Origin of the sequence: Christensenella sp. MSJ-20, assembly GCF_044357945.1 — a bacterium.
Lineage (GTDB): Bacteria > Bacillota > Clostridia > Christensenellales > QAND01 > QAND01.
In genome coordinates, this window is record NZ_CP076563.1 from 191,427 (window position 1) to 210,006 (window position 18,580).

Annotated in this window: 19 protein-coding genes and 2 riboswitches; of the genes, 13 read left to right on the top strand and 6 right to left on the bottom strand. The window is 56.3% G+C overall.

All coding sequences use genetic code 11. The annotated features are described in order from the left end of the window. Positions 1-3 precede the first annotated feature (3 nt). The 5 genes from atpA (at position 4) to KP626_RS00910 (ending at position 4,998) form a co-directional block, all read left to right on the top strand. Positions 4-1,524: a F0F1 ATP synthase subunit alpha gene (gene atpA / locus KP626_RS00890; RefSeq protein ID WP_395978903.1), complete on the top strand. Its 1,521-nt coding sequence runs from the start codon at positions 4-6 to the stop codon at positions 1,522-1,524. Then, the gene (atpG, locus tag KP626_RS00895; RefSeq protein WP_395977438.1) at positions 1,517-2,398 is read left to right on the top strand and encodes an ATP synthase F1 subunit gamma; all 882 of its coding nucleotides are present in this window, start codon (positions 1,517-1,519) and stop codon (positions 2,396-2,398) included. Before atpA ends, atpG begins: the two co-directional genes overlap by 8 nt. A 4-nt stretch (positions 2,399-2,402) precedes the next feature. After that, on the top strand, positions 2,403-3,776 hold the full coding sequence (gene atpD / locus KP626_RS00900) for a F0F1 ATP synthase subunit beta (protein WP_395978905.1): 1,374 nt from the start codon (positions 2,403-2,405) through the stop codon (positions 3,774-3,776). Positions 3,777-3,779: 3 nt separating this feature from the next. Next, positions 3,780-4,196, top strand: a complete 417-nt coding sequence (gene atpC, locus KP626_RS00905) for an ATP synthase F1 subunit epsilon (RefSeq protein ID WP_395977440.1) — start codon at positions 3,780-3,782, stop codon at positions 4,194-4,196. A 190-nt stretch (positions 4,197-4,386) separates the two neighbouring features. Beyond that, complete coding sequence (locus tag KP626_RS00910; RefSeq protein WP_395977442.1) at positions 4,387-4,998, top strand: superoxide dismutase; 612 nt, start codon at positions 4,387-4,389, stop codon at positions 4,996-4,998. A 52-nt stretch (positions 4,999-5,050) separates the two neighbouring features. Here the strand turns inward: KP626_RS00910 and KP626_RS00915 are convergent, their stop codons facing one another. Continuing rightward, positions 5,051-5,773 carry a hypothetical protein gene (locus KP626_RS00915; RefSeq protein ID WP_395977444.1) on the bottom strand — a complete coding sequence of 241 codons (723 nt, stop codon included), beginning with the start codon at positions 5,771-5,773 and terminating at the stop codon, positions 5,051-5,053. Between the two features lie 115 nt (positions 5,774-5,888). Between KP626_RS00915 and KP626_RS00920 the strand changes: the two genes are divergently transcribed. The 5 genes from KP626_RS00920 to KP626_RS00940 all read left to right on the top strand — a co-directional run bounded on the left by KP626_RS00920 (position 5,889) and on the right by KP626_RS00940 (position 10,514). Next, the gene (locus KP626_RS00920; protein ID WP_395977446.1) at positions 5,889-6,242 is read left to right on the top strand and encodes an arsenate reductase family protein; all 354 of its coding nucleotides are present in this window, start codon (positions 5,889-5,891) and stop codon (positions 6,240-6,242) included. 53 nt (positions 6,243-6,295) lie between these two features. Next, complete coding sequence (locus KP626_RS00925) at positions 6,296-8,059, top strand: DUF885 domain-containing protein (protein WP_395977448.1); 1,764 nt, start codon at positions 6,296-6,298, stop codon at positions 8,057-8,059. Positions 8,060-8,175: 116 nt separating this feature from the next. Then, positions 8,176-8,808, top strand: a complete 633-nt coding sequence (locus KP626_RS00930) for a CpXC domain-containing protein (RefSeq protein ID WP_395977450.1) — start codon at positions 8,176-8,178, stop codon at positions 8,806-8,808. 12 nt (positions 8,809-8,820) lie between these two features. Then, on the top strand, positions 8,821-9,813 hold the full coding sequence (locus KP626_RS00935) for a helix-turn-helix transcriptional regulator (RefSeq protein WP_395977452.1): 993 nt from the start codon (positions 8,821-8,823) through the stop codon (positions 9,811-9,813). A gap of 71 nt (positions 9,814-9,884) precedes the next feature. After that, positions 9,885-10,514, top strand: a complete 630-nt coding sequence (locus KP626_RS00940) for a flavin reductase (RefSeq protein WP_395977454.1) — start codon at positions 9,885-9,887, stop codon at positions 10,512-10,514. A 56-nt stretch (positions 10,515-10,570) separates the two neighbouring features. Here the strand turns inward: KP626_RS00940 and KP626_RS00945 are convergent, their stop codons facing one another. The 5 genes from KP626_RS00945 to KP626_RS00965 all read right to left on the bottom strand — a co-directional run bounded on the left by KP626_RS00945 (position 10,571) and on the right by KP626_RS00965 (position 16,238). After that, positions 10,571-11,215 carry an ECF transporter S component gene (locus KP626_RS00945; protein ID WP_395977456.1) on the bottom strand — a complete coding sequence of 215 codons (645 nt, stop codon included), beginning with the start codon at positions 11,213-11,215 and terminating at the stop codon, positions 10,571-10,573. Between the two features lie 97 nt (positions 11,216-11,312). Then, a riboswitch (FMN riboswitch) is annotated at positions 11,313-11,427 on the bottom strand. Between the two features lie 86 nt (positions 11,428-11,513). Continuing rightward, positions 11,514-13,871 (bottom strand): cation-translocating P-type ATPase, encoded by a 2,358-nt coding sequence (locus KP626_RS00950; protein WP_395977458.1) that lies wholly within the window; start codon positions 13,869-13,871, stop codon positions 11,514-11,516. Positions 13,872-14,003: 132 nt separating this feature from the next. Beyond that, positions 14,004-15,080: a folate family ECF transporter S component gene (locus KP626_RS00955; RefSeq protein ID WP_395977460.1), complete on the bottom strand. Its 1,077-nt coding sequence runs from the start codon at positions 15,078-15,080 to the stop codon at positions 14,004-14,006. A 67-nt stretch (positions 15,081-15,147) separates the two neighbouring features. Beyond that, positions 15,148-15,246: riboswitch (THF riboswitch) on the bottom strand. A gap of 354 nt (positions 15,247-15,600) precedes the next feature. Beyond that, the gene (locus tag KP626_RS00960) at positions 15,601-15,816 is read right to left on the bottom strand and encodes a hypothetical protein (protein WP_395977462.1); all 216 of its coding nucleotides are present in this window, start codon (positions 15,814-15,816) and stop codon (positions 15,601-15,603) included. A gap of 11 nt (positions 15,817-15,827) precedes the next feature. Further along, positions 15,828-16,238, bottom strand: coding sequence for a hypothetical protein (locus KP626_RS00965; RefSeq protein WP_395977464.1), 411 nt, complete (start codon positions 16,236-16,238; stop codon positions 15,828-15,830). Between the two features lie 190 nt (positions 16,239-16,428). On the opposite strand from KP626_RS00965, the gene KP626_RS00970 reads away from it, so the two are divergent. From KP626_RS00970 to KP626_RS00980, 3 genes are all read left to right on the top strand, one after another. Continuing rightward, complete coding sequence (locus tag KP626_RS00970) at positions 16,429-16,764, top strand: helix-turn-helix domain-containing protein (protein ID WP_395977466.1); 336 nt, start codon at positions 16,429-16,431, stop codon at positions 16,762-16,764. A gap of 140 nt (positions 16,765-16,904) precedes the next feature. Next, positions 16,905-17,639 (top strand): ABC transporter ATP-binding protein, encoded by a 735-nt coding sequence (locus KP626_RS00975; protein WP_395978907.1) that lies wholly within the window; start codon positions 16,905-16,907, stop codon positions 17,637-17,639. After that, positions 17,636-18,562 carry a SufB/SufD family protein gene (locus KP626_RS00980; RefSeq protein WP_395977468.1) on the top strand — a complete coding sequence of 309 codons (927 nt, stop codon included), beginning with the start codon at positions 17,636-17,638 and terminating at the stop codon, positions 18,560-18,562. Before KP626_RS00975 ends, KP626_RS00980 begins: the two co-directional genes overlap by 4 nt. Positions 18,563-18,580 lie beyond the last annotated feature (18 nt).

Here is an 18,580-nt window from a genome sequence, read left to right on the forward strand (position 1 = left end):
ATGCTGGATTTTAATCCCGGTTCCATCGGCTCCTTTTTGAAGGAGCGGATCGACCGGTTTGAGGTTGCGCCCCAGATTTACGAATATGGCACGGTAAACCGCAGCGCGGACGGCGTCGTCCACGTGGACGGCCTAAGCCATAGCCGTTACGGGGAGTTGCTTGAGTTTGAGAACAACGCCTATGGTCTGGCTTTGGATCTGGATCTAAACGGCGTGGCGGCGGTATTGCTGTCGGGGAGCACCGGGGTTACGGCAGGCTCCACGGTAAAGGGTACCGGCCATGTGGTGGATATCTGCGTGGGCCCGGAACTACTGGGCCGGGTGGTGGATCCCATCGGCCGTCCCCTGGACGGTAAACCGCTGGACGTGAAGAAATTCCGCCCGGTGGAAAACCATGCTCCGGCCATCATGGACCGGGCTCCCGTGAACCAGCCCTTGGCCACTGGCGTGCTGTCCATCGATGGCATGATTCCCATCGGCCGGGGCCAGCGGGAATTGATCATCGGGGATCGGCAGACGGGGAAGACCGCCATCGCTCTGTCCGCCATGCTGAACCAGAAGGATACCGGTGTAATCTGCGTTTACTGCGCCATCGGCCAGAAGGCGTCCACCATAGCACAGCTGGTGGAGACCCTGACGGAAAACAACGCTATGGAGCATTCGGTGGTGGTGGCTTCCACCGCCAGCGATTGTGCCGCCATGCAGTATATCGCCCCCTATGCCGCCTGTTCCATTGCCGAGGAGTTCATGTATGCTGGCAAGGACGTTTTGGTGGTGTACGATGATCTCAGCAAGCATGCGGTGGCCTATCGAGCCATGTCTTTGCTGCTTCGGCGGCCGCCGGGACGGGAAGCGTACCCGGGCGACGTGTTCTACCTCCACAGCCGTTTGCTGGAGCGGGCCGCTAAGCTGAGCCCCGAGCTGGGAGGAGGCTCTATGACGGCGCTGCCCATCGTGGAGACCATGGCAGGGGACATCTCCGCCTATATTCCCACCAACGTGATCTCCATCACCGATGGTCAGATCTATCTGGAGTCCGAATTGTTCCATGCCGGCGTACGTCCTGCGGTTAACGTGGGCCTGTCGGTATCCCGCGTGGGTCGGAGCGCCCAGCACGATGCCATGAAAAAGGTATCGGGCAGCCTTCGTTTGGAGCTGGCCCAGTACCGGGAGATGGCGGTATTTGCCCAATTTGGGTCGGATATCGATGCCTCTACCGCGGCTCAGCTTCGCCGGGGCGAGCGGCTTACCGAGCTGCTCAAACAGACCCAGAGCAATATCATGCCTCTATCCCGTGAGGTGGCTACCCTGATCGCCTTCCTGGACGACGCGTTCCTCAATATTCCGGTGGGGAGGATTCGGGAGTGCAGAAACCGGATGCTGGAATACCTTTCGGCAAATGCCGGGGCCACCATGGCCAGTATCGATAACACCGGCAAGCTGATGGATGGAGACCGGGAGGAGCTTTCGGCCTGTATTCAGCGCTTTGTGCGTCAGGAATGCGGTGAATTGACAAATGGCTAACGTAGCTGAGATCCGCCAACACATCCGCGCGGTGGATCAAACCCGGAAGATTACCCATGCCATGCATCTGGTGGCCAGCAGCCGTATGAGCCGGGTGATGAGCCATATCGAGTATAACAACGCCTATTTTTCCAGGGTACAGTCCACCATGAAGGACATCCTTCTGGGCTCCGAGGCCATCTCCCATCCCTATCTGACCGAGCGCCAGGGGGATCGGAGAACCTTTGTCGTGGTATCGGGGGATAAGGGCATGGCGGGAGGCTATAACAACAACCTTACCCGTTTTGCCATGGAGCAGATTCGAGGGCATGAGAATTACCACCTGATCACGGTAGGGATGGTGGCCAGCCATTTCTTTCTGGAAAATGGCATCAAACCGGATATCGAGCTGGCGGGAGCCTCCCAGGATCCATCCTTGGTCAACGCCCGGGAGCTGGCCTTTGATATTTTCGACCTCTTTAACGAAGATGAGACCAATGACGTCTACATCATCTATACCAGCTTTTTGGGCGATACCAAGGCTCAGCCGGTGATGCGGCGGCTGCTGCCCATCCATTTGGATGATTACGATCATGTGGAGCCAGGGGATCCTAGCCGGGAGATTCTATATGAGCCCTCCCCCCAGGAGGTGTTCAACGTCCTGGTACCCCAGTATACCAGCGGCATCATCTTTGGCGCCTTGATGCAGGCCTATGCCAGCGAGCATTATGCACGGATGAACGCCATGGAGAGCGCGACCCGCAACGCCGATGAGATGCTGAAGAAGCTCCAAACCCAATACAACATCGCCCGTCAAGCCGCGATTACCCAGGAGATCACCGAGATCGCCGGCGCGGCGGAAGTTCTGCTTGGAGATACCGACTATGCAAAATGACATCATATCCCATGGGATTATCATCAAAATCAATGGTCCAGTGCTGGACGTCCGGTTTGAGGAAAATGAACCGGAAATCAACCACCTTCTGGTAACGGACGACGGCGTCCATATGGAGGTGGCGGCCCACAGCGCCCCCGGAGTGGTGCGCTGTATTGCCCTGGAATCCACCGACGGCCTCTGTTGCGGTACCCATGTGACGGGTACCGGCCATGGCATCCAGGTAACGGTGGGGAAAAACGCCCTGGGACGCGTGGTGGATGTTCTGGGCCGCCCCATCGACGGCCTGGGCCCCATCGAGGGGGAAAAGTGGGAAATCCACCGGGATCCTCCGGCACTGAGCCAGGTGCACCCCGCTACCCAGCTGTTTGAAACGGGAATCAAGGTTATCGACCTTCTGGCCCCCTATGCCAAGGGCGGTAAAATCGGCCTGTTTGGCGGCGCTGGCGTGGGTAAGACGGTGCTGATCATGGAGCTGATCCACAACATCGCCGTGAACCACGGCGGCTATTCGGTGTTTACCGGTGTGGGCGAGCGAAGCCGTGAGGGAAACGACCTGATGCACGATATGCAGGAGTCTGGCGCCATCGAGAAAACGGCCCTGGCCTTTGGCCAGATGAACGAGCCTCCGGGAAGCCGGATGCGGGTGGCGCTTACGGGGCTGACTATGGCGGAATACCTTCGGGACGAGAGCCATCAGGACGTTCTGCTGTTCATCGATAACATCTACCGATACGTTCAAGCGGGCAACGAGGTATCGGCCCTTTTGGGGCGGATGCCCTCTGCGGTGGGCTATCAACCCACTCTGGCCACCGAACTGGGAGAGCTTCAGGAGCGGATCACCTCCACCGAGAAGGGCTCCATCACCTCGGTTCAGGCCATCTACGTCCCCGCGGACGATCTGACCGACCCGGCCCCCGCCACCATCTTCTCCCATCTGGACGCCACAACGGTGCTGTCCCGTCAGATTTCCGAAATGGGCATCTATCCAGCGGTGGATCCCCTGGGCTCCTCCAGCCGGATCCTGGATCCCCAAATCGTGGGGGAGGACCATTACAACACCGCCCGCCAGGTGCAGGAGTGCCTCCAGCGGTATAGCGAGCTGCGGGATATCATCGCCATTTTAGGCATGGATGAGCTGACCGAGGAGGATAAACTCATCGTACTGCGAGCCCGGAGGATCCAGCGGTTTTTGTCCCAGCCTCTCCATGTAGCAGAGGCCTTCACCGGTATGCCGGGCCGCTTTGTTCCCATCGGGGAGACCATTGAGAGCTTCAAAGCCATCGTAAACGGAGAAGTGGACGATCTGCCTGAAAGCGCCTTCTTTATGGTGGGAAATATTGAGGAGGCCCGGAAACAGGCGAAGGAGATGAACTAGCCCATGGCCAAAACCTTTCAACTGGATGTGCTGACCCCTGAGCGGCTGTTCTATTCCGGTCCCGCGGAGGCCATCACCATCCAGGGGCTCAACGGAGAACTGACGGTTCTGGCGGATCATATCCATATGGTGGCTCCCCTTCAGGTAGGCTCAATCCGCATCAAGAAGGATGGAGCATGGCGGGAGGCCTTCAACTCCGAGGGGTTCCTGGAGGTTATGAAGCAGGGCGTTGTGGTATATGTCCAGGCCTGCGAGTGGCCGGAGGATATCGATGTGGTCCGGGCAGAAGCCGCCCTTCGCCGGGCAGAGGAACGCCTTCGCCAGAGGCGGAGCATCAACGAATATAAGGGAAGCAGGATCGCCGTGGCTCGCGCCATGGCGCGTCTGCGGGTGACTCACCAAAAACTCAACTTGGATTGAAAAACCGTCCGCTCACGCGGACGGTTTTTTCCTAGGCGTGACCTTTCCCATTGCCGGGTCATATGATGTACCGAGATCGTTCAGCCTGCCTGTTACCGGTGGGGATGAAGAAGGGAAGGGAAGAAACTTGGAAATTTTGGAGAAACACTACCCATTTCAGTGCGATGAGCTATCCTTTGGATACATAGATATGGAACCCCATTTGGATGCCGATACCATGTATATCCACCATCAGCAGGTTTATCAGAGGGAATGCGAGGCCCTCAATGCCCTTTTGGACGATTGGGAGAAGCTGCAGAGCTTTACCCTTTTAGACTTGATTCAGAAGGATCTTCAGGTCCCCACGGTTCAGGAGCAATGGATCAAACATAGTGCGGGAGGCGTCTTCAGCCATTCCGCCTACTTTGCCGGTATGGGGATACCGGGGCAGCGGCTGCCGGATGGTCCGCTGGGCCAGGTGATTCAGGCTACTTACGGGAGCTTGGAAAACTTCATGAACTTATTTACCCAGGCCTGTCAGAGCGTAAAGGGCGTGGGCTGGGTTTGGTTGGTGGCAGATCCCGAGGGCGGCGTCCACATGGTGATGACCAAGGATAACCAGGTCCCCCGCCTAGAGCTGGTGAGGCCGCTATTGGTAAATGATCTTTGGGAGCATAGTTATTTTCTCAAATACGGGGTGGATGTGGTTCAGTATTGCAAAAACTGGTTTCAGCTGGTGGACTGGGCCGGCGCAGAGCGGCGATACCGGGAATATTTGATCCATGGAACGGAACTGCCCCACCAGGGAAGCTCCCGTGAATAGAGCGTGGAAAGAAAAACGCCCCCGCAACAGTGGGAGCGTTTTTTATGTTGCTTTATGCCGGTTCCGTTTGATTCGCTTTGCCCATTTCCAAGCGCCTGTGCTGCCTTTTCAGCGCGATATACCCGATGACCGATACCACGAGAGCGCCTAAAGCGTCCACAATCAGATCCTTCATGGTGTCATAGAGAGCCGCCCGGCCCATGAGCGGGGTACCGTCCACCAGATGGTAGTGCTGCATATTGAGGCCCATGAGGCCGTCCAGGGTGTATTCATAGATTTCCCAGATAGCGCCAGCGGCCAGGGCAAAGCACATGGAGAACATGGCGATGAAGAAAGGGCTCAGGGTCATGGGAACCTTCTCGTTGTCGTTTAGGATGCTCACCAGGGAGAACCCCATGGCGCCCAGCATACCGCCGCTGAAGGTGTGAAGATAGGTATCCCAGTGGGGTACCACAAAATAAAACCGGCGAATTTCCCCCAGGTAAATGGCGCAGTATAGGAAAATAAAGTAGGTGATGTAGGCGTAGTTGGGAATATCAATTCGCCAACGACGCTCCAGGAAAGAGGGGACAAACATGACGATCACGCCGCCAATGCATTGGATCAGCATGAGGGTGTAGTCGCTCTTCACCCGTTGAAACTCCACCACGGCCTCCCCTTCGGAAGGCGCGGTAAAGAGGCTTACAGCGGAATAGACGATGGAAAGGATTAGGGTGACAAACAGAATCACGCCAATGATCTGCTTCCAGCTATACCGTTTTTTTTCTTTACGCATAGGAGTAGATCCTCCAAACTTTGATGAATCCATTATAGCAATTTCTGATGGTTTTGTGTAGTATTGGAAGAAAGAGAGGGGTTTTATTCCCATTATGGAGAAAGGAGCGGTAGCCATGAGCGTCAAATTCATCTGCTATCCCAAGTGTTCCACCTGTAAAAAAGCCAGAGAATGGCTGGTGCAAAATAACGTATCCTTTGAAGAGCGGGATATCGTAACGGATCGTCCATCCGCCCAGGAGCTGGCGCAGTGGTATCGGCAAAGCGGTCTTCCCTTAAAGCGGTTCTTCAATACCAGCGGACTTGCTTACCGAGGCCTGGGGCTCAAGGATAAGCTTCCCGGCATGGCAGAGGAGGAACAGCTAGCGCTGCTGGCGACCGACGGCATGTTGGTCAAACGTCCCATCCTCGTTACGGAAAAGGGAGTCTGCCCCGGATTCCAGACCAAGGTTTGGGAAACCCTGTTATAGTCCCATGACTTCCGGCGCAGGCACAGCCCTCGCCGGCCAAAGAGAGGTGCTTTATGAAATACTGGAGAAAAGGGCTATCCCTAGCCATGGCTTTCGCTGTCTGCCTATCCCTTGCCGCCTGCCAGACAGAGGCCCCTCAAAGCGAGTCCCAGGCATTTGACGCCTTTTTGGATCGCCTCTTTGTGGAGGAGATGTCCAATACGGATCTCCTATCCCAACACTATAAACTTAAGGATCCAGAAGCCCTGGGCATTACGCCGTCGGAACCCACCCTTGGAACCATCAGCCTTGCTCAGATGGAGGAGGATGGCGAGGAGATTGCACAGACCTTGGCGGAGCTGGAGGCCTTCCAATACGATAGCCTAACGGAGACCCAGCAGGAGACCTACGATATTCTGAAATGGTATTTGGAGCTGGGGATCCAAGGCAACCGGTTTGATCTGTACGCCGAACCAAATAGTCCCACCCTGGGGGTTCAGAGCCAGCTACCCACTACCCTCATGGAATATGCCTTCTACGATGAGACGGATATCCAGGAGTATCTCGCTCTTGTGAACGACGTAGGCCGTTATCTGGATCAATGCTTGGCTTTTCAGCGGGAGAAATCCAAGGCGGGCTTCTTTATGCCGGATAGCCTTGCGCAGCAGGTCATCGATAATTGCAAGACCTTTGTGGAGAACCCCGAGAGCAACTATATGCTGGAGGTGTTCGACGATAAGCTGGAGGGTATCGCCTGGCTGACCCCGGAAAAACGGGAGGAGTACAGCGCTCAAAATAGAAAAGCGGTGCTGGATTCCATGGTTCCGGGCTACCAGCGGTTTATCCAGGGCTTTGAGGAGCTGCTGGGCACCGGACGGGCCCGGGGCGGGGCGTGCGATCTGCCGGACGGCCAGGAGTACTATGCTTACCTGGCCAAATCCGCCACGGGATCGGAAAAAACGCCTTTGGAGATGGCTCAGGCCATCGACGATAGAATCGACGACATCTGGCGGGGGCTGATCAGCCTGGCTCTTATGGACGAAGATATTCTGGACCGGGTCTATGATTCCAGCAACGCTCCCGATGTAACGGAGCCGGAGGCCATTCTTACCGCGCTATCCCAGCGGATTCAGACGGATTATCCTGCCATCGGTCAGGTGGCGTATCAGATCAACTACGTCCACGAATCCCTTCAGGAGAGCATGAGCCCCGCTTTTTACTTTATTCCGCCCATCGACGCGGCCAATGAAAACAAAATCTATCTGAATCCCGCCCATATGGACGATCCCATCTATGTCTTTACCACTCTGGCCCATGAGGGGTATCCTGGGCATCTCTATCAGACCAACTATGCCCTGGGGCTGGATCTTCCCAATATCCGCAGGATTCTCAGCTTTAACGGCTATTCCGAGGGCTGGGCCACCTATGTGGAATACGATTCCTATTCCATGACGGGCTTGGATGGCAACCTGGCTGCCGCCATCCGTCTGCTCAATGAACTAAGCCTAGCCGTCCAGGCCCGGGTGGATATCGGTATCAACTATGAGGGCTGGAATGATGAGAAGACCGGCGTCTTCCTCTCGGAGTTTTTCCAGGTGGACGACGACCTGATCAACAGCGTTACCGACAGCGTCACCGCAGATCCCGCCAACGCCCTGTCCTACTACATCGGGTATCTGGAATTCCAGGAGCTTCGGGAGTATGCTGAGGAGGAATTGGGGGACGCCTTTTCCGCCCAAGCGTTCCACAAAGCGGTTTTGGATGTAGGCGAAGCCCCATTCCAGGTGGTGCGCGAGGCGGTGGAAGCCTACGCTGGAGGCCAGGAAAAGGATCGGTAGAAGGGGGAGGGGATGCTCCCCCTTCCTTTTATAGGAGAACGGGGGAGCATTGTACGGACAAAGGTACAGCGGTGCCGGTATAATGGGGACGAACCAAGAAAAAGGGGGTATGGATCGTGTCCAAAACCGTGATTGCCGCCGTCACCTGTCCCCACTGTGGCGGGACGGGACGGATGGAGGTGTGGGAGAGCATCAACACCACTATGAGTCCCGAAGCCCGGGAACGGATGCTCCGCGGAACCCTGTTTTCCCACCGGTGCCAGGCTTGTGGCCGTTCGTTTCAGGTGCTTTATGAGTGCCTGTATCATGATATGGAGCGGCAGTTCATGGCATTTTTTCTGCCGGAGCGGCCGGAGGATCCCTTTGCCATGCTGGAACGCCGGGTGGGGGAACCCATTTTGGCGGGGTATCAGACCCGGATCGTCCACGATGTTCCGTCCTTGATCGAAAAGGTGCGGATTCAGGAGGATGGCCGGGACGACCGGGCCATTGAGCTGTGCAAATACGTTCTGCGCTGCCAGATGGGCCGCCCGGATGGCGGGGAGGAGCTGCGCTACCTGTGCGCCCAGGAGGGCGGGCTTCAATTCTATCTTCGGTCGGAAGGTGAGAGCAGCCGTCTTGCCGCGCGGGAGGGGCTTTACCGGGATGTCCTCGCCCGGGCGGGGGACAGGCTCTCGGCTTTGGGGGAGTGCCGCCGGGTGGACCGGAGCTGGGCGGAGGCTGTGATCGCCGATGGGATTCTTGCATAGGGGGAAAGAATCATGAACCAATCCAAGCTGAAGCTGCTGTATCTCCTGGAGATCCTTTGGAAAGATACCGATGAGGAGCATACCCTTACGGTACCGCAGCTCATCAGTCGCCTGGAGCAGAGGGGTATTTCGGCAGAGCGGCGCAGCGTCTATGACGACATCCAGAGCCTGCGGGACTGGGGTTTGGATATTCTGGAGCGCAGAACCCGTACCCACGGCTACTATCTGGCCAGCCGCACCTTTGAACTGCCGGAACTCAAGCTTCTGGTGGATGCGGTCCAATCCAGCCGGTTCATCACTGTAAAAAAATCCCAGCAGCTGATCAAAAAGATTGGGAGCTTGACAAGTCGGCAGGAGGCGGGGCAGCTGTCCCGTCAGGTGTATGTGGCCAACCGGGTCAAAACCGGTAATGAGGGGATTTACTATAACGTGGATGAAATCCACAAGGCCATCTCCCAGAACCGCCAAATCTCCTTTCAATACGCCGAGTATACCCTTACAAAGGGGGTTCGGCACCGCCGAGGCGGCGAGCGGTATCTGGTCAGCCCCTATATCCTCTCCTGGGACGATGAGAACTACTACCTAATCGCCTATCATCCAAGGTATGAGGGCCTTGCCCATTTTCGGGTGGATAAGATGGTTGGTATCAAGGTGGAGGAAGAGGAAAGGGTACCTCTTGACAGCCGCCTGGATCCCGCTGATTACGCAAAGCGCACCTTTGGCATGTTTGCTGGCCAGGTGGCTCGGGTGCAGATGCGGTTTCACCGCTCCCTGTTGGATGCTGTAATCGATCGGTTCGGCCGGGAGGTATCGATTGCGCCCCAGGGGGAAGAATGGTTTACGGCGAACCTCAGCGTGGCGGTGAGCCCCGCCTTTCTGTCCTGGGTGTTCCAGTTTGGAGAAAAGGCGGAGATCCTGGGTCCCGCCCAGGTGCGGGAGGGCATGGCAAAGCATCTTAGCCGGGTAGCGGCCTATTATGGGAGGAATGGGGAAGAAAATGGTTGACATCTCCCTCATTCCGATGTAAACTAATTCCATAAATGAGAATAATTCTCAATCAAAAGGAGATGGAGCACATGAATCCAGCGGCACTGTTTCAATTGAGCTATGGCTTGTATATCCTCACAGCTCGGGAGGGAGAGAAACGGGGCGGGTGCGTGGTCAATACCCTGAGCCAGGTCACTTCCGATCCCCAGCGGCTGTCGGTAGCCGTCAATAAGGACAACTACACCTGCGGGATGATTCAGCGCTCCGGCCGGTTTTCAGCAACGGTACTGACCCAGGAGGCGCCTATGGAGCTGATCCGTGCCTTTGGGTTCCAGTCCAGCAAGGACGTGGATAAATTCCTGGGCTTTGAGGCCGCCCAGGATGGGGCAGGGGTGGACTACGTTGCCCAGTACGCCGCCGCCCGGTTTAGCTGTGCGGTGGAGCAGACTCTGGATTTGGGCAGTCATATGCTGTTCATCGGCAGGCTGGAGGAGGCCGAGGTGCTGGATGACGCCCACGAGGTTATGACGTATAGCTATTACCACCAGGTAAAGAAGGGGAGCACTCCCAAGAATGCTCCCTCCTACCAAGCAAAAACCGAGAAAAAAGGATTCCGGTGCACTATCTGCGGCTATATCGCGGAGATGGATGAACTGCCGGAGGACTTTATCTGCCCTGTCTGTGGTGCGTCGGCTACCGCCTTTGAACCCATTGGATAATAGCACGGCATATAAAAAAGACGCGGATTTCCGCGTCTTTTTTATATGCCCATTGGTTAAATGACCCCTTGCATGGCCAACACCAGCAGAATGCAGGTAGCCAGCAGAAGAGCGGCAACGAGGGCGATGCCCACAAAGTGTCCCTTATTTGTGCTTTCCTCTCGGGGTACCAGTCCGGACTTTTGCAGCGCTCCTGAGAGAGGCCGGTACAGGAGGAAGGTTCCGGCGGCGTTGAGACCGCCCTTGAGGAGGTTGAAGGGCAGGAACGCCGGCAGCAGCAGGGCCGCCACCGCTTCCCGGGGATAGCCCATGTACAGGGGCGTGATGAGGTAATTCCAGAGAAGCATCACCCCAGTCATGACAAGACAGCCCACCAGCAGTCCCATGAACGCGCCCATAGGGGTGCGCTTTTTGCGGTACAGATAGGAAGCTACACATACAAAGCTGCAGGTGGAAAGGATGTTCATAATGCAGCCGATGAATCCGGTGCCGCTGACGGTAACCATCTCCAGAAGGGAGACCACCACCGAGATGCCCATGGCCGAAAGCGGTCCGTAGAGAAATCCGCCAATGGCGATGATGATGTCCTTGGGGTCGTAGCTTAAAAACAGTACCACCGGAATCCGTCCGATGGCCATGACGACATAGGCCGCCGCGGCCAGCATGGCGCAGACCGTCAGTCTTTTTGTGGTTTGGTTCATAGAAATCCCTCCGAAAAAAATGTAACACCTGAAAGGGTATGATCCGTCTTTCAGGTGTTAAAATCGAAGGCTCGCATCCAATATGGGATGGATTCTAACACGTCTTCTTTCATCCAGACTATCACTGTTGGTCCTGGAATCACACCAGATCTGCGCGCGCGCTCGCGGACTTTACCGCCAATCGGGAATTACACCCTGCCCTGAAGACATCTCATGATTCAGTTGTTCTCCATCATTTTACACCAGGTGTCCTCCGGTGTCAAAGAAAAATCCCCCGCCATAGCGGGGGATTTTTTTGCTAGTTCAGTCCAAGCTTTCGCCGGATGAAGGGAAGCTTTAGCATCAGCTTCTGGACGGCCCAGATAAAGGGAACGGAGGCCGCTCCTAGGATCAGGAATAGGGGAAGGGTACCGCTGGTCAGATATCCCAGGCTCAGGATGTCAGGGAACAGGAGAAAGCTTAGGAACAGCCCCGCCGTCATGGTCAGCCATAGACCCAGGCGCAAAGGCGTCAGAGGCAGGCATACTTTCAGAAGCAGCTGAACCCAGATAAAGCTGGTGAGGTATACCGTAAGGGTAGAAATATCCAGCGCGCCCAGGCCTGCGCCGGGGGCAATGAGGTCGATGGCCAGAATGGCTACGGTGATGGCCAAAGCCGTGGGCAGAGCCTGAACCATAACCCGGGATAAAAAGCCCTTTTTCACCCGGTTGGTATTGGGCTCAAAGGTCAGGAAGAAGGAGGGAATGCCCTCCACCATTGTGGAGATGACGCTGAGCTGAATGGGGATAAAAGGATAGGGCATGGCAAAGAACAGCGCCATAAAGGACAGGAGAAAGGAGAAAATGGTCTTTACCAAATACAGTGCTGCCGTCCGGGTGATATTGTTGATGACCCGCCTCCCTTCCATCACCACATGGGGCAGCGCGGAGAAATTGTTGTTTAAAAGCACCAGCTGAGCGATTTGCTTGGCGGCGTCGCTGCCGGCGGCCATGGCAATGCTGCAATCGGCGTCTTTCAGAGCCAACACATCGTTGACCCCATCGCCCACCATGGCCACGGTATGATCCCGTTTCTGGAGCGCCGCCACCATTTTCTGCTTTTGCTGGGGGGTGACCCGTCCAAAGACGGAGTAGCGTTCCATGGCCTCCTCAAGGGCCTCGTCGGTGGTAAGGGTGGAAGCGTCGATATAGGAGCAGTCCATCAGGCCTGCCCGGCGTGCAATGGCGGAAACCGTGGCAGGGTTATCCCCTGAGATGATCTTCAAGCTCAGTCCTTGGTCGCGGAAGAAATCCAAGATTTCACGAGCGTCCGGCCGGATGGGATCCAGAAGAACCAGAGCGCAAAGGGGAGTGATCTTCTGGGGCAGCTCCCCCCGGACCTCCTCTTGGCTGTGGGCCAATAGAACCACCCGGGCGCCCTGTCGTTCCTCCTCCAAAACTTCTGGAGGAAGCTGGATGTCCCGACCCCGCAGCAGAATATCTGGAGCGCCTAAAAGTACGGTGCCCTTTTCACCAAAGGAGGCGGAACTCCATTTCCGCTCCGAGGAGAAGGGGGTAAGGGCGGTATATAGGGGGTTCTCCGCCGCGCCAAAGAAATCCTTTAGCGCTAGGAAGGTGGAGTTGTTTTCCATGAGGGCTCCCACAAAAGCGGATCCCGCCTCCATGATGCGCGCTTCCTCCACAAAGGGGATCATGTGGTCCACCCGCATGTTGCCCTGGGTGATGGTGCCGGTTTTATCCAGGCACAGCACATCCACCCGAGAGAGGGTTTCAATGCAAAACAGCTCCTGAACCAGAGTCCGTTCCTTGGCCAGTTTGATGACCCCCACCACCAGGGATAGGGTGGTGAGGAGTACCAGCCCCTTGGGCATCATACCAAGGAGGGCGGCGGCAACCGAAATGATGGCCTCTTCCATGGGAACATGGAGCAGAAAGATAGAGTTTAAAAATAGGAGCGCGCCCAGAGGCAGGATGAAGATGCTGGTGAACTTGACGATCCGGTCCAGGGAGGATAACAGCTCGGAGTGGACCTTTTTAAAGCGGCGGGCAGCCGCGGCGATTCCGGAAGCGTAGTTGTCGGCGCCCACATGCTCCACCCGGGCCATGCATCGGCCGCTGACCACAAAGCTGCCGGAGAGCAGTGCGTCTCCTGGATGCTTCTGCACCGGCTCGGATTCCCCGGTCAAAAGGGATTCGTTGACCTCAATCTCTCCCTCCAGCACCGTGGCGTCGGCGCAGATCTGCTGGCCGGGAAGCAATACTGAAACGTCGTCCAGCACCAGTTTTTCAGGGGAAATCTCCAGGGCAACGCCGTCCCGGATGACCCGGGCTTTGGGGGCGGAGATCAGGGACAGCTCCTCCACCATTTTCTTGCTGCGAAACTCCTGTACGATCCCGATCACCATATTGCTGATGATGATGCAGAGATAGAGAAGGTTTTCGTAGGCTCCCACCGAGGCGATGGCCACGCCCACGCCAAAGTTGAAGGCGTTAAAGAGGGTAAAGACGTTGTCCCGAATGATCTGCCAGGAGGATTTGGTGATGGGATCGGGCTGTGTATTGCCCAGCCCCGCCCGCGTCCGTTCCTTTACCTGCTCTGCGGTGAGGCCTATCGATGGGTCGGGTTCAAACCGTTGGATGTTCTCATAGTCAGCCATGGAGTTACCTGCCTTTAAAAAGTAACGGTATCATACCGCAAAAATCTTAAGAAGCAATAAATTATAGCATACGAAATCCATAATTGTCCTCTTACGCAGGGATTTCCATGGAAAATGCCGCCGTTAAACCACCTATCCCCGATGGCGCCGCCGAAGCTGCCGCCATACCCAAAGGGCGTCCAGTAGCCCCAGGACGGCGGCCCCCAGGATGGGATGGAGTGGAATGGCCTGTCCGCTTGCCCGTAGAAATCCCATCAGGGAGAACAGCGCCACCAGGATCAGGCAGAACAGAAAAAGCCCGGTGCGCAGGTCTCGAACGGCATTTTCTCGTCCCTTTTCCGGTATCTTGGCCAGGGTCTTTGCGGGTAGGAAGAGGGAAAGGGTGATCCCAAGCTCCAGAAAGATCACCGAAAGAAGGGGAAACAGCAGAAGGGAAAACCGGCTGAAGTAGCGCCCGCCAATAAACAACCGCTCCGGGATGCCGTTCCAGCCAAAGGCCAGGTGTATCATGGAGGCCAGCAGCACAAGTGCGGTGATCCCCAGAATGCCAAGCTGGGGCTTGGTATAGGGTACTCGAGCCTTTCCTCCCAGGCCGACGAGGGGAATCACCCCCTGAGGCTGTTTGACCGCCAGGCCGGTGGTCTCTAAAATGGGCAGCGTCATGCGGAAAAACAGCACGATGAGCACCACCTCCGGAACCAGAAGCAGGAGGTTTTTCCCCAGGCTTCTGGCCAGATAGAAGAGGTATCCCTTGCCGTATAGGATGGCGCTCCAAAGAGATCCCAGCCCCACGTTGATCAAAAGGTTGATGGAAAGCTTACAAAAAAAGATGCGGAGCACCGAGAGCTTTGCCCGGTAAAGAAACAGGGCAAAAAACAGGGATCCCAGCATGGTGGATAGGGTATAGCCTGGAAAGAAAGCACCGCTGGGGAATAGCAAGTACCCCAGGATATCGCTGGCGAATCCAGAGATCAGCGCCAGAATGGGGCCTGAGATGTAGCAGGATAGGGCGTTGATGAAAAAACTAAAGTAGATGCGCAGGTTTTCCCCCACCGGGATGAACAGGGCGGCTAGAACCACCCGAAGCCCTACAAACAGGGCGGTAAGGGCCAGAACCCGCAGGTTTTTCAGCTCCCCTGCGGCACAGCGCCAGTAGGCGGGGGAAAAAGGCGTTTGGAACAGGACGGGGCTGTTCTCTTTTTGAGACATAAAAAAGACCTCCTCAAAGACAACGGGCACCACACATGCAGATACATCGAGAAGGACTTGACGTATGAACAGCGGGATGCGGACTCTGCACCGCAAGCGGTTGCTTTTCGTCCTCCGGGCAACTCCCCGTCCCAGAGGCACTTTACGCGCAGAATCCTACTCTGTGTTGTAAGATGCATTCAGTATACGGCGGCCTATGGCCGGTGTCAATCCTTCCAGAACAAATCAAAAGCGCCGGTTTTCCGGCGCTAGGGCAATGGATGGAGACGGTCCGCCAAGAGGTATAGTCGGCCTTGGCGGACGCCGTCTTGGTCGTATTCCGTCCAGGTACAGAGGCTTCCCCAAACCCGGACCCATAGCCCCCGTTCCGGACGGCTTTTTTCCACGATGGAAAGGGGAAGGGCCAGGGGCAGATGATCCGTCCTTCCCCAGCGGCCCGCGGTGCAGGGCCGGGGGATCGAAAGGGTACAGGCGAGGATCGGGCCAAGGGGGGAACCCCTGGGGAAAAGGGGGGAGGAGATCACCCCCTGGTAGAACCCGACGTTGCGGGGGCCTCCTCCTGGGGCCGGCGGTTTGGGAGCATACGGTATAGCGTGGCGCTGCGCTGACATTCCAGGAGGCAAAGCTTGTGCCACTGCTCCTCCCGGAAGCGGGATCGGGTGAGATCCTCTTTTAAAAGCAAAACCTGGTGCTCTAGCTCCCGTACTCGCTGCTGAAGATCGGAAAATTCCTTCATGCCGCCGCCTCCTATTGGACATCCTGGGCAGCCTTCCGATCCAAGCGATCCGCCCGGCGTCGGGCGGCCGAGAGCCGGGCCTTGCTGGCGGGGGTACCCATATATGGATCAAAGACCCGGATATCGATTCCAGCGGCCGTGAGGGCATTGTCCAAAGAGGTCAGCGCCGCGTCCCGCCAGCGTCCCAGGGTATTGGGAGAGATGAACAGCCGCTGGCTGGCGTTCTCCCAAGAGAGATGATAGCGGTAAAGGCAGGTTAGGGCTTTGCCCTTAGGGCCCAGTTCCTCTAAGGTTTCGTCGATGAAATCCAGATGTCGAAGAAGGGACTGGGTTTCCTGGGTGGGGGAAACAAACTCCAAAGTGCGGCGAATGCGCTTGCTTTCCCGGAGAAATTCGGCGATCATTTTCTTGTTTTTCGTCATTGGTAGGCGCTCCTTTTGTATAATATTGTCAAATTTGGAAAGAATCACCATACCTTGATCAAGGATTTTTTGTTGTTCATAGGACACCGGTGTGATATATTGATAATAACTGATTCTATGGACATTATATTTTAGATAATTCTAAAAGTCAAGTATTATTTTAAGAATTATCCAATAAGGCGGTGGTGTAATGGGGACCAGCGAAATCCTGTATCATCGGATTAAGGGAATGGTGGCGGAGCGTCATACCTCCATCAATAAGATGCTTAACGCATGCGGGCTGAATACCAGCTTGATGACGGATGTCAAGAACAAGGGGACCATCCCCTCGGCTGAAAAGATTGGCAAGATGGCAGACTACCTGGGCGTATCGGTGGATTATCTTTTGGGCCGTACTGAGGATAAGGACGGGTTTACCGTGGTGGCCGCTCATCCCAATGGTTATGACTTCGGCCCTCTTACCCCGGAGGAGATGGAGGAGATGAACCAATATCTCCGGCAGCTGCGCAAGGAGCGCAGGGAGTAATCCGGCACCGAGCGGCGTGGAATCCACGCCGCTTTTTTATTCTTCGCGGAATATGGGAAATCATCTGGAATGTTAGCGTCTGGTGGTGGTATAATTCCCCTATGATAATCATCACCCCCTTTGGGGAGTGGGAGGAAAATATGCTGGAACTTCGCAATATCAGTTTCCAGGTGCAGGAGGCAGGCGGCAGCAAGGAGATTGTGGACGACGTCAGCTTTACCCTGGAAGATGGCAAATTGATGGTGGTTACCGGCCCCAACGGCGGGGGAAAATCCACCATCGCCCGGTTGATTATGGGCATTGAAACACCCAGCCGGGGACAAATTCTATTGGATGGACAGGATGTTACCGGCCTTTCGGTATCGGAGCGGGCCAAGCTGGGAATCGGCTATGCCTTTCAGCAGCCTCCCCGGTTCAAGGGCCTGACGGTCTACCGTCTGCTGTGCCTGGCCAAGGGCAGCCCGATGAATCGGGAGACCTGCTGCGAATACCTGACGGGGGTGGGCCTCTGCGCCCGGGATTATTTGGATCGCGAGGTGGACGCTTCCCTGTCGGGGGGCGAGATGAAGCGCATCGAGATTGCCTCCCTTATGGTGCGGAATCCCAAGGTATCCATCTATGACGAACCCGAGGCGGGCATCGATCTGTGGAGCTTTTCCATGCTGGTGGACAGCTTCAACAAGATGATCCGAGGCCGTCATGAAAGCATGCTGATCATCTCCCACCAGGAGCGGATCATGGAGCTGGCGGATGAGATCATGGTGGTGGCCGGAGGCAAAATCACCCAGCGGGGCAGCCGGGAGGAGATTCTGCCCGGCCTCCTTCGGAACTTTCAGTCGGGATGCGCGTATCGGAGAGGGGAGGCGGCGTTATGAGCGGTAAGGAATCTGCGGAGCGGGAGCTGCTCCGAGCGGTAGCGGATCTCGATTCCCTTCCTCAGGGCGCGTATAGCTTGCGCCGCAACGGGGCGGGGGCTGCCCTTCACTCCTCGGAATGCGTCACCATCACCCGGAAGGAGGACAAGCCCGGTATCGATATCCATGTTCGTTCTGCCGCCCGCGGGGAGAAGGTCTATATCCCGGTGGTGATTACCGATACCGGCGTGGAGGACTTGGTCTACAACGATTTCTATATTGAGGCAGGCGCTCAGGTGGAGATCATTGCCGGCTGTGGGATTCACAATGATGGCGGCCGGGAAAGCCGCCACGACGGCATCCATACCTTCCATGTGGGAAAGGACGCCAGTCTGATCTACACCGAAAAGCATTACGGTCAAGGGGACGGCAATGGGAAGCGGGTACTGAATCCCACCACCGTGCTGCATTTGGAGGAAGGAGCCCAGTGTACCCTGGACACCACTCAGATCAAGGGGGTGGACTCCACCATCCGCAAGACCGAGGCTTATCTGCATAAGAACGCCAAGTTGATGGTGTTGGAGAAACTCATGACCCATGGCCAGCAAACCGCCCATTCCGATATGGACGTGTTTTTGGAGGGGGAGAACGCCGTAGCTCAGATCATCTCCCGTTCCGTGGCTCGAGAGGATTCCATCCAGGTATTCCACCCCAGAGCCATCGGCAGCGCGGCCTGTAAAGCCCATATCCAATGTGATTCCATTATTATGGACCGGGCCCAGGTGCGTTCCATTCCGGAGATCGGCGCTCTGCATGTGGATGCCCAGATCATCCACGAAGCAGCCATCGGCAGAATCAACAACGACCAGCTCATCAAACTCATGACCTTCGGCCTCAGCGAGGAGGAAGCCGAAGAGGTGATCATCAACACCTTTTTACAATGATAAAAAAAACCCGGAAAT